Raw genomic sequence first — 12826 nt, 5'->3', positions numbered from 1 at the left:
TCAGCATCAAGGTTTGTCTTCTAAATTACTTTAAAAAATAAACCTTTCTATTTTATTTTTTAGCCGTTTTAGGGGCAATGAACATCGTCATTCTTTTTCCTTCTAATCTTGGCATTTGTTCTACTTTCCCTAAATCTTCCAATTCTGATGCCAAACGAAGCAACAAAATTTCACCTTGATCTTTATAAACTATAGAACGACCTTTAAAGAAAACATAGGCTTTTAATTTAGCTCCATCTCTTAAGAACTTTTCAGCATGCTTCTTTTTAAATTCATAATCATGATCATCGGTCTGAGGACCAAAACGAATTTCTTTAACAACAACTTTAGTCGCTTTGGCTTTCATAACCTTCTCGCGCTTCTTTTGTTCGTATAAGAACTTCTTATAATCAGTAATCTTACAAACTGGTGGATCAGCTTTTGGAGAAATTTCTACCAAATCTAATTCTAGTTCGTTAGATTTATCCAGTGCTTCCCGTATAGGGTAAACACCTACCTCTACATTATCTCCTACCAACCTAACTTTAGGAGAAAGTATTTGCTCGTTGATTTTGTGAGGGTTTTTATTTTCCCTCCTAGGTTGTGGTCTAAATCTTTTACGTATTGCTATGACTTATATATTTTAATTAAACTTAATTTTAAAACGACTTTAAGGTACTATTTATTTCTTTAGTGACCAAGTCTGCAAAATCATTTAGCGAAATTGATCCTAAATCCTCACCGCCATGTCTTCTCACAGCAATAGTATTTTCAGATTCTTCATTCTCTCCAACGATCAACATAAATGGTAATTTATTCATTTCTGCTTCACGTATTTTCTTTCCTATAGTCTCACTTCTCTTATCAACGAGGGCGCGAATTTCGTGTTTTTCTAATGAATTTAAAACTTTTTCAGCATATTTTTCGTGTTTCTCGCTCACAGGCAGTATAATAGCTTGTTCTGGAGTTAGCCATAAAGGGAAATTACCACCAGTATGTTCAAGCAATAAAGCAATAAAACGTTCCATACTACCAAAGGGAGCACGGTGTATCATTACCGGCCTATGCAATTCATTATCACTACCTTTATACGTAAGTTCAAAACGCTCTGGTAAATTGTAGTCTACCTGTATGGTTCCCAATTGCCATTGTCTTCCCAATGCATCCTTAACCATAAAGTCTAGTTTAGGCCCATAAAAAGCAGCTTCACCACTTTCTATAACATAATTTAAGCCTTTTTCCTTAGCAGCATTTATAATTGCATTTTCAGCTTTTTCCCAATTTTCAACGCTGCCAATATATTTTTCAGGTTTGTCTAAATCCCGAACAGAAACTTGAGCCGTAAAATTATCAAAGCCTAAAGAACCTAAAACATATAAAGAAAGATCAATAACATTTTTAAATTCCTGATCTAACTGATCTGGAGTACAAAAAATATGAGCATCATCTTGTGTAAAACCTCTAACCCTAGTTAAACCATGTAATTCACCACTTTGCTCATAACGGTACACCGTACCAAACTCAGCAAAACGTTTTGGTAAATCTTTATAGCTAAAAGGTTTAGCATTGTATATTTCGCAGTGGTGCGGGCAGTTCATTGGTTTTAATAAAAACTCCTCATCCATTTTAGGTGTTTTTATGGGCTGAAAGCTATCCTCACCATATTTTGCATAATGTCCAGAAGTAACATATAATTCTTTCTGTCCAATATGCGGCGTCGCTACCATTTCATAACCAGCTTTTTTCTGTGCTTTTTTCAAAAAGTTTTCCAAACGTTCGCGTAAAGCAGCACCTTTTGGTAACCACAAAGGCAAACCTTGCCCCACTTTTTGCGAAAAAGTAAACAACTCTAATTCTTTCCCTAATTTTCTATGATCTCTTTGTTTTGCCTGTTCAAGCAACTCAAGATATTCTGTTAGCTCTTTTTGTTTCGGAAAAGAAATGCCATAAACACGAGTTAACTGAGGTTTGTTTTCATCACCACGCCAATAAGCACCAGCAACACTTAATATTTTTATAGCCTTAACAATACCAGTATTAGGAATATGTCCGCCACGGCACAAATCAGTAAAACTATCATGATCGCAAAAAGTAATAGTGCCATCTTCAAGGTTTTCAATAAGCTCTACCTTATATTCATTATTTTGTTCCTTATATATCGTTAAAGCTTCATCTTTAGAAATGGCACGCATTTTAAATTCATGCTTACCTCTGGCAATCTCAATCGCTTTTTTCTCTATAGTAGGGAAATCCTTATCAGAAATAGAGCGGTCGCCTAAATCAATATCATAATAAAATCCATTATCAATAGCAGGACCTATAGTTAATTTAACACCAGGGTATAACTCCTCCAAAGCTTGTGCAACAATATGAGAAGAAGAATGCCAAAAAGCTTTCTTACCTTCAGTATCATTCCAAGTATAAAGAATAAGAGATCCATCTTCATGTAAAGGCGTAACCGTTTCTACAATAGTGTCATTAAATTTTGCAGAAATAACATTTCTAGCCAAACCTTCGCTAATTCCTTTAGCAACATCTAAAACAGAGCTGCCTTTTTCATGTTCCTTAATACTACCGTCTGGTAAAGTAATTTTAATCATATCTATATATAAAGGAGGCAAAGATAGTGTCTTGTCGTGATGCAGGCAATAGTAATACCTCATTTTTGGGGCTTCCTCTTTCTTTAACAAGAAGAGGGCGGGCTATCCATTATATCCCAGACTACCGTCTGGGGATGCCATTGCTATCCCTAAGCTAAAAAAATATAAAAAAATCACCTGCTTAAAACACTGTGAATTAGAATGTTAAATAGTCTTTCAAAAAACCTTTAAAAAAAGCTTAAAAAATTCTTGTTGGGATAAAAAAGGTATGTATATTTGCACCCGCTTAGTTAAACAATAGTTTGGTTAGGGGTATTAAAAAGTTCATTGACATATAGAAAAGACAACGCGTATGATAGTTGTTGTTTGGTTTTTTAGGAATCAAATAATGGCCACATATAAGATATAAGATAAAGAGATATTAGGATTTAGAACAAGTTTTAATATAGTTACTGAGTTAGGATGATAATTTGAGTTATTGGTTAGTGAGTATATAATATTTACAAAACAACGATGAAGAGTTTGATCCTGGCTCAGGATGAACGCTAGCGGCAGGCCTAACACATGCAAGTCGAGGGGTAACATGAGTGCTTGCACTTGATGACGACCGGCGCACGGGTGCGCAACGCGTATACAATCTACCTTATACTGAGGGATAGCCTTTGGAAACGAAGATTAACACCTCATGGTATTATAAAGTCGCATGATTATATAATTAAAGGTTACGGTATAAGATGAGTATGCGTCCCATTAGTTAGTTGGTAAGGTAACGGCTTACCAAGACGATGATGGGTAGGGGTCCTGAGAGGGAGATCCCCCACACTGGTACTGAGACACGGACCAGACTCCTACGGGAGGCAGCAGTGAGGAATATTGGACAATGGGCGAGAGCCTGATCCAGCCATGCCGCGTGCAGGAAGACTGCCCTATGGGTTGTAAACTGCTTTTATACAGGAAGAATAAGGTGCTCGTGAGCACTGATGACGGTACTGTAAGAATAAGGACCGGCTAACTCCGTGCCAGCAGCCGCGGTAATACGGAGGGTCCGAGCGTTATCCGGAATTATTGGGTTTAAAGGGTCCGTAGGCGGGCTGTTAAGTCAGAGGTGAAAGTTTGCAGCTCAACTGTAAAATTGCCTTTGATACTGGCGGTCTTGAATTATTGTGAAGTGGTTAGAATAAGTAGTGTAGCGGTGAAATGCATAGATATTACTTAGAATACCGATTGCGAAGGCAGATCACTAACAATATATTGACGCTGATGGACGAAAGCGTGGGTAGCGAACAGGATTAGATACCCTGGTAGTCCACGCCGTAAACGATGGATACTAGCTGTGTGGTTTTCGGACTGCGCGGCCAAGCGAAAGTGATAAGTATCCCACCTGGGGAGTACGTTCGCAAGAATGAAACTCAAAGGAATTGACGGGGGCCCGCACAAGCGGTGGAGCATGTGGTTTAATTCGATGATACGCGAGGAACCTTACCAGGGCTTAAATGTAGTATGACAGCTTTAGAGATAGAGTTTTCTTCGGACATATTACAAGGTGCTGCATGGTTGTCGTCAGCTCGTGCCGTGAGGTGTCAGGTTAAGTCCTATAACGAGCGCAACCCCTGCCGTTAGTTGCCAGCATGTAAAGATGGGGACTCTAACGGGACTGCCGGTGCAAACCGTGAGGAAGGTGGGGATGACGTCAAATCATCACGGCCCTTACGTCCTGGGCCACACACGTGCTACAATGGCCGGTACAGAGAGCAGCCACTTAGTGATAAGGAGCGAATCTACAAAACCGGTCACAGTTCGGATCGGAGTCTGCAACTCGACTCCGTGAAGCTGGAATCGCTAGTAATCGGATATCAGCCATGATCCGGTGAATACGTTCCCGGGCCTTGTACACACCGCCCGTCAAGCCATGGAAGCCGGGAGTGCCTGAAGTCCGTCACCGTAAGGAGCGGCCTAGGGCAAGATCGGTAACTAGGGCTAAGTCGTAACAAGGTAGCCGTACCGGAAGGTGCGGCTGGAACACCTCCTTTCTAGAGAAGTTCACGACCAGTTATGCAGATAATGAGTAATTATTATCTATAGAATTTTTAGCTTAACTCATAGCTTTATTATACTTGTTCTAAATTTTGATAAGATTTTTTATTAAATGTCTAGTTGTCTTTTTTGATATGTTCATTATAAATATTGGAAGTTAGTATTGTTAGTTTTTTAAAAGTGAAGCAATAGTAACAAAAAAGTGAGAGTCTCATAGCTCAGCTGGTTAGAGCGCTACACTGATAATGTAGAGGTCGGCAGTTCGAGTCTGCCTGAGACTACAGCCTAAGGCTGATTTATTATTAGATATATTTAATAATAATTAAGTTTTAGAAATACGTTCATTAGTATAAATTGAAAGGAAATTTTAGAAGTTGAGAGACTTAGTTTTAAGTGTTGAGTGTTAAGTTTTAATTAACCCGGGCATCAACTAAAAACTCATAACTAATAACTCATAACTAAAACATGGGGGATTAGCTCAGCTGGCTAGAGCGCCTGCCTTGCACGCAGGAGGTCATCGGTTCGACTCCGATATTCTCCACGAGTGCTGAACTCGTTTCAGTACCTCTTTAAAGTTTGCGTCAATTTTACATTGGTGCTTTTATAAAGAGATCCTGAACTGAATTCAGGATAAAAAGTTCATTGACATATTGGGATAAAGGTTATATATAGGATCTACAGGATATCTATATATAACAGAATTAAAGAGAAACGAATTAGAGTAAAGAGAAGTACGATAAGTACAAAGATTAGAATTAAAAAAGGACTAGTGACAAGCTAGGAAAGGGCGTATGGGGAATGCCTAGGCTCTCAGAGGCGAAGAAGGACGTGATAAGCTGCGAAAAGCTACGGTGAGGTGCACACAACTTATGATCCGTAGATATCCGAATGGGGCAACCCAGCTGGTTGAAGGCCAGTTATGCCGCAAGGCAAGCAAACCCGGTGAACTGAAACATCTAAGTAGCCGGAGGAGGAGAAAACAATAGTGATTCCGTTAGTAGTGGCGAGCGAACGCGGATTAGCCCAAACCAATTATGTTTCGGCATAATTGGGGTTGTAGGACCACGCTATTTAATGCGCAATGAATTAGAACACTTTGGAAAGAGTGACCACAGAGGGTGATAGTCCCGTATAAGTAAAGAGCGTTATTGATAGTGGTATCCTGAGTAGTGCGGGGCACGTGAAACCTTGTATGAATTTGCCGGGACCATCCGGTAAGGCTAAATACTCCTGAGAGACCGATAGTGAACCAGTACCGTGAGGGAAAGGTGAAAAGAACCCTGAATAAGGGAGTGAAAAAGATCCTGAAACCATACGCTTACAAGCGGTCGGAGCGCATTTATGTGTGACGGCGTGCCTTTTGCATAATGAGCCTACGAGTTACTTTTACTAGCAAGGTTAAGATTTTAAGAATTGGAGCCGTAGCGAAAGCGAGTCTGAATAGGGCGTTTTAGTTAGTAGTAGTAGACGCGAAACCGTGTGATCTACCCATGGGCAGGTTGAAGCTTTGTTAACCCAAAGTGGAGGACCGAACCCGTTGACGTTGAAAAGTCTTGGGATGACCTGTGGGTAGGGGTGAAAGGCCAATCAAACTCGGAAATAGCTCGTACTCCCCGAAATGCATTTAGGTGCAGCGTATACATAGTTTTATAGAGGTAGAGCTACTGATTGGATGCGGGGGCTTCACCGCCTACCAATTCCTGACAAACTCCGAATGCTATAAAATGATTGTATGCAGTGAGGGCATGGGTGCTAAGGTCCATGTCCGAGAGGGAAAGAACCCGGACCATCAGCTAAGGTCCCCAAGTGTATGCTAAGTTGATATAACGCGGTGGAATTGCATAGACAGCCAGGATGTTGGCTTGGAAGCAGCCATTCATTTAAAGAGTGCGTAACAGCTCACTGGTCGAGCGATTCCGCATGGATAATAATCGGGCATAAGTATACCACCGAAGCTATGGCTTCTGTACACGGTACAGAGGGGTAGGGGAGCATTCTATAGGTGTTGAAGGTGTGTTGTAAGACATGCTGGAACGTATAGAAACGAAAATGTAGGCATAAGTAACGATAATGCGGGCGAGAAACCCGCACGCCGAAAGACCAAGGTTTCCCCAGCTATGCTAATCAGCTGGGGGTCAGTCGGGACCTAACGCGAACCCGAAAGGGGTAGTGGATGGACAAGCAGTTAATATTCTGCTACCTGCTCACATTAAAAGTGACGTGGATCTGGAGTTAGTGCGTACAGACGGAATAGTACGTTGAAGGGAGTGGTGACACCCCGATAGTACACTGCGACTTCGGTCAAGGTGATAATCTAGCGTAAGATCTACCGAGAAAAACAAGTGAAGCAGCCCGTACCGTAAACCGACACAGGTGGTTGGGATGAGTATTCTAAGGCGCTCGAGAGATTCATGGCTAAGGAACTAGGCAAAATAGACCCGTAACTTCGGGAGAAGGGTCGCCCACCTTTTAGGTGGGCCGCAGTGAAGAGGTCCAGGCGACTGTTTATCAAAAACACAGGGCTCTGCAAAATCGAGAGATGACGTATAGGGCCTGACACCTGCCCGGTGCTGGAAGGTTAAGAGGAGATGTTAGCTTCGGCGAGGCATTGAATTGAAGCCCCAGTAAACGGCGGCCGTAACTATAACGGTCCTAAGGTAGCGAAATTCCTTGTCGGGTAAGTTCCGACCTGCACGAATGGTGCAACGATCTGGACACTGTCTCGGCCATGAGCTCGGTGAAATTGTAGTATCGGTGAAGATGCCGGTTACCCGCAGTGGGACGAAAAGACCCCGTGCACCTTTACTATAGCTTCGTATTGACCTTGGTCAAGTAATGTGTAGGATAGCTGGGAGACTATGAAGTGGCATCGCTAGGTGTTGTGGAGTCATTGTTGAAATACCAGCCTTTACTTGTCTGAGGCCTAACTCTCTTGTGAGAGAACAGTGCGTGGTGGGTAGTTTGACTGGGGTGGTCGCCTCCAAAAGAGTAACGGAGGCTTCTAAAGGTACCCTCAGCACGCTTGGTAACCGTGCGTAGAGTGCAATGGCACAAGGGTGCTTGACTGAGAGGCATACAGGCCGAACAGGTTGGAAACAAGAGCATAGTGATCCGGTGGTTCCGTATGGAAGGGCCATCGCTCAAAGGATAAAAGGTACGCCGGGGATAACAGGCTGATCTCCCCCAAGAGCTCATATCGACGGGGGGGTTTGGCACCTCGATGTCGGCTCGTCACATCCTGGGGCTGGAGAAGGTCCCAAGGGTTGGGCTGTTCGCCCATTAAAGTGGCACGCGAGCTGGGTTCAGAACGTCGTGAGACAGTTCGGTCTCTATCTACTGCGGGCGTTAGAAATTTGCGTGGATCTGACTCTAGTACGAGAGGACCGAGTTGGACTGACCGCTGGTGCACCAGTTGTTCCGCCAGGAGCATTGCTGGGTAGCTATGTCGGGATTGGATAAGCGCTGAAAGCATATAAGCGCGAAACCAGCCACAAGATGAGATTTCTTTAAAGAGCCGTGGGAGATGACCACGTTGATAGGCCATAGGTAGAAGTGTAGTAATACATGTAGCCGAGTGGTACTAATAGCTCATAGGCTTGCACTCGCTGCTACTTCGAAAAGAGGTAGCAGTGGACACCTTTTTTATGCTGAATTAATTTTCAGTATCTAATACAAGTTAAACTTACTTTTCTTTAATCTACATTCATTACTTCGGCTACGCTTAAGTAACCGACTTCGGCTACTTTTTAAGTAAGCGAGTTTAAATTCTAAACAGTGGTCTTAGACCACCTTTATCCCTTTAATATGTTCACTTCGGCTACGCTCAGTAACCATATAAGTTACACACACTAAAAAAAAGTGATGCTAGTTAGAAGTTATTACAATATTGCCCTTATGATCTTTTCCCTTTGGGAGGATCGAGGGGAGAAAGTTTAAGGTGACCATGGCGATGGGGTTCACCCCTTACCATTCCGAACAGGGAAGTTAAGCCCATCAGCGCCGATGGTACTGCTATACCAAGTGGGAGAGTAGGTCGTTGCCTTTTTTATAAAAGTCCTTCATCATAACGATGAAGGACTTTTTTGTTTATATCTATCTTTCTTTGAAATCAATATTCTGAATCTTCAGTACAACTAAAACTTTATATATAGTAATTAATTTTTTTAATTTAGTTACTATAATATGAGTTTAGAATAGAGTTATATAGCCACAAAAAAATGAAATTATTAGCTAAAACGATATTAAGCCTAAAAATTAGAATTATGTTAGAAAGATTATATAAAAACTTATCAGAAAATGATCTAAAATCAGTTTTTAAAGTTTATTACGGACTTTTAATTGCATCAGTAATGCTCCCAATATTAATTTTGATTGTTGGATATTTTTTGAATGGTAAATTATATATTAATAAAATTCTGATTGTTTTTGTAATTATTTTTTTTTGGATTTTATTTAATATTGAATACTTAAAAAAAAGAATAAGCACAAATGATAAATCAGATTGAATTGATTTTTAAAACAAATGGATATGCTTTTATCATTCTTTTTAATTGATCAATACCAATTAAAATATTTTACTAATAACTCCTTTTTTAATGTAAAAATTGAAAAAATAAATTTTAAATCATCGATGAGTTACATCCTTTAAAAAAATAATTTGCTTTAAAAAGTGTGATACATCGAATTTATGATTTTAATACTATTTTAAAAACCTAGACTTTGTTAAGTATGTAAGGTATTGAAAATTAAATAGTTACATATTTATTTTTTTGAATTTAATAAGTAAAATTTGATTTTTGTATAAATTTAAGTGTAAGTAAAGACTTACTTTACGGTTGGAGCGTATATTTAAATACTATATCTTTGTTGCATATTAGGATGTATTTTACTTTGAATATAGTTACAAAATACCATCTTAATTAAGATAAAACTAAAACCCAAATCTATGAATAATTACTTTTACCTACAAAGTAACAAAAAAACCAATTTTGGTAACTACTTAATACCAAAATCACACAACTTTTCTTTTAGCGAAAAAAATATCCGCAATTTAAACGAAAATTAATACTTAGTTTTCTACGAGGTATTTAGCTTTTTTCTTGATAGTGTGTATTCTTTGTTATTGAATATATACTTTCCTATTGCTGCAATATGTTGATATTACAATCGAATTTAATGCTCTAAATTTTTTGAGTAGTAGTGATAACTATGATCATCTTAAATAGCATTCAAGAGCTGTTTTGTTCATCATATATTTTTATGAAAATAAGAATTAAGTTGTATTCAATACGATTAGCAATTGTGCGTATTATGGTATTTGAACAAATTAGTATAAAACTATAGCTGAGAAACTTTGCTATAATGAAACACGATATATAAGGCATCTATGATATAATCATAATTTGATTAGACCATTAAAATATTTAATGTTGATTGCTGCCAAAAAATCCCTGATAGCTAGTGTGGGTAGCTACAGGGATTTTATTAGTGAAACTTAATTTTGAGAAGTCTTTATTTATGACGTATTCAAAATTGTTAGTTGAACTAATCCCGCTTTTTCAGCGGGATCTTGTTTTAATCAGTATTTGTTAGTTTATTTTACTTCAGCTAACGTGTTATTTATCAAAGTTTTTAAATGTCCTTTGTGTGCTTTAGAGGATACATTACCATTAGTATTAGAAACCATTCTAGAAATAGCCTTTAAATTATAAAACGCCATTGATTTTGTAGCATTATTGTATCTGTTTTTAGATTTGCCTGTTAATATTTCAATTAGCATTTTAGTATATTCTACTTGTAAATTTTGTCTAAAAGAATTTACAGAACCATAAATATCAGAAGTAAATATTCCTTTGTTGAGTGCTGTCATAAATTCTGCTAAATCATAAGCATTGCCATATAACTCAGAATCAGAAATACGTTGTAATGTATTAGGATGTAAAATATGATTTAATACATTTTTTTGAAAACGTAAAACGGTAGCATGTATTTTAGGATCTTCTGATCTAGAAAAGAAATTAAAACCTCTTCGTTGCGGTGCCAGATAGTTATACAAATCATTTGAGATTTTAAAAGCATTTTCACCAAATATATAGGTGTTTATTGCAGTCATTGCTCTTTTCTGATCTTTGTAACTTACAGGAGTATAAGGCTGCGTAGCTCCTTTTTGTCCCGCCATAGCCCTATCTACATAAACACCTCCAATAAAACGAGACATTACATTACCAGATTGCGCATATTGCCCCATTAGAACATAAAAAGATCTTATAAGATCATTATAAAATTCCCCTTCTTTAGGATATCTGCTTTTTAATTTCCCCAACATTTTATTCACTAATTTTATACGATCTATAGAGTAGGTAATTTGATCATTAGACAAATCACCAGTATTTACTCTTGGATCTATAGCCTTCCCAGGCGCACGCATATCATCTGCATCATTACCGAAAATTAAATCAGATTGCGTAGACTTCGCTAATAAAGCTTTCATTTCGGCTTCATTAGAAAAGGGTTGATACCCAAATTGAATTGCCCAAACATCGTATGGGCCAGTTCTTGTGTCATAATAGTATACTTGGTTTTTAGGATCATTAGCAATATGAATGGCTGGATAATCCATTACTGAAGCCGTTAAGGTTTTTCCTTTTATAAAATCTGGATCATTTAATTGTTCAGGACTGTGTAATCGGCTAGCCTTCATATTGTGATTTAATCCCAAAGTATGTCCAACTTCATGCATAATCAGTCTGCGCATAGCTTCTTTTTTTAACCCTTCCATTTTCAAATCACTATTCCCCTCTAACGCTAAAGCAGTTTGTCCAAATTGCGTATTAAATTGCATCATATGTCCATAAGAACATGTAATTTGATGTTTGTTATTCTCCCATCCAAAATGGTTTTCTTTTCCTTCGGCAGTAATATCATCAAATAACTTTTCTATAAAAACTCTATTGGTATGATAAATAAATTCTAACATGATATCTGCTCCTAAAATCTGACCAGTATTTGGATTTACAAAGCTAGGACCATAACCTCCAAAAGGTGGGTTAGGAGAAGAAGTCCATCGTAATACGTTGTATCTAATATCTCCGGCATCCCAATCTGCATCATCTGGTTGTACTTTTACTACCATAGCATTTTTAAATCCAGCTTCTTCAAAAGCCTCATTCCATTTAAGTACTCCTTCCTTTATAGTTTCTCTAAATTCTACAGGAGTAGAATTCTCAATCCACCAAGTTATGGGTTCTACTGGCTCAGATATTTTGGCATTAGGGTCTTTTTTTACTAGGTCCCAACGATGTATCTTATCCCTAAAATTTGTGAAATCAGGTGAAGTCATATCATTAGATTGGGTCATAAAATAGCCTACTCTAGGATCATCATATCGAGGTTTATAATTATTTTTAGGCAGTTCTATAAAACTATGATATACCGTTATAGCTACATTTCTACCATCAGTAACCGCATTACTCCCACCGTTTAATATAGAAGGCTTAGAATACACATATGAAACAGAGATATCTGTATTTTCTGGGTAATTTCTAATTTCATTTATTTTGGTTTTTCCTTTATCTAAATTCCCTAAAGAAAAATCGGTTGGCTTACTACCAGGAAATCTAGGAGGTTTTATTTGTGATAAGGTTTCTTTTAAGAATAAATCGCTAGCTTTTATTAAATACAAGCCTTTTTCTGTATCAGTAGCTTCAATTTTAAAACTAGCTAGTGGTGCTTCACTAACATTTGCATCTTTAGATTTAGAAAGCGCACTTTCTGGATCAAAATAATAAGCTTTGTTTTGGTATGTAAATTCAATTTTATTATAATATTTTTCAATCTTAAAAATTCTTGATCCTCGGTAAGACCCTCTAAAACTAAAGGCATCTGTTACGCCATTAGAAACCTGACTAAAATAAATATATTCTTTATTGAGTTGATCTTCACGAATTAACAACTGAATAGAACCAGTAACAGTATCTCTATAGATATTAAAAAGACCGTCTATTTTTTCACTACTTTTTATAAAATCTGCTATTTTCTTTTTCTTTGATTTTGGTGGTTTTGGAATTTCTGTGCTTTGTTTTTTATTCTTTTTCTTTTTTCTGTTTTGCGCCATAGCATTTGTAGCACTAAGAAGTGTGACACAAATAACCAGAAGCATTGATTTTAGCATGATGGATTTCTTGTTCATTTTTTGAGTAATTTTAATTAAAAAA

General features: G+C 37.9%; 4 protein-coding genes, 2 tRNA genes and 3 rRNA genes. 6 read left to right on the top strand and 3 right to left on the bottom strand.

The genetic code is table 11. The annotated features are described in order from the left end of the window. Positions 1-52: 52 nt before the first annotated feature. On the bottom strand, positions 53-610 hold the full coding sequence (infC, locus tag ACZ451_RS18930) for a translation initiation factor IF-3 (protein WP_464216943.1): 558 nt from the start codon (positions 608-610) through the stop codon (positions 53-55). A 28-nt stretch (positions 611-638) separates the two neighbouring features. Further along, positions 639-2579: a threonine--tRNA ligase gene (thrS, locus tag ACZ451_RS18925; RefSeq protein ID WP_464214975.1), complete on the bottom strand. Its 1941-nt coding sequence runs from the start codon at positions 2577-2579 to the stop codon at positions 639-641. Positions 2580-3089: 510 nt separating this feature from the next. Between thrS and ACZ451_RS18920 the strand changes: the two genes are divergently transcribed. The 6 genes from ACZ451_RS18920 (at position 3090) to ACZ451_RS18895 (ending at position 9118) form a co-directional block, all read left to right on the top strand. Next, positions 3090-4609 (top strand): 16S ribosomal RNA (locus tag ACZ451_RS18920). Between the two features lie 211 nt (positions 4610-4820). Continuing rightward, positions 4821-4894: transfer RNA gene (locus tag ACZ451_RS18915), tRNA-Ile, on the top strand. A 186-nt stretch (positions 4895-5080) separates the two neighbouring features. Further along, positions 5081-5154, top strand: a tRNA-Ala gene (locus ACZ451_RS18910). Positions 5155-5382: 228 nt separating this feature from the next. Then, positions 5383-8217 (top strand): 23S ribosomal RNA (locus tag ACZ451_RS18905). A 329-nt stretch (positions 8218-8546) separates the two neighbouring features. Next, a 5S ribosomal RNA gene (gene rrf, locus ACZ451_RS18900) occupies positions 8547-8658 on the top strand. Together the 16S, 23S and 5S rRNA genes with 2 tRNA genes alongside form the textbook arrangement of a ribosomal RNA operon. A gap of 172 nt (positions 8659-8830) precedes the next feature. Continuing rightward, entirely contained in the window at positions 8831-9118 is a 288-nt protein-coding gene (locus tag ACZ451_RS18895) for a hypothetical protein (protein ID WP_464214974.1), read from the top strand. 1088 nt (positions 9119-10206) lie between these two features. Here ACZ451_RS18895 and ACZ451_RS18890 read toward each other — a convergent pair. After that, the gene (locus tag ACZ451_RS18890) at positions 10207-12801 is read right to left on the bottom strand and encodes a zinc-dependent metalloprotease (RefSeq protein ID WP_464214973.1); all 2595 of its coding nucleotides are present in this window, start codon (positions 12799-12801) and stop codon (positions 10207-10209) included. Positions 12802-12826: the final 25 nt, after the last annotated feature.

The organism is Allocellulophaga tsushimaensis, assembly GCF_055383085.1.
Note: the sequence above shows the minus strand (reverse complement) of the source record. Positions and strands in the feature narration are given on the sequence as shown.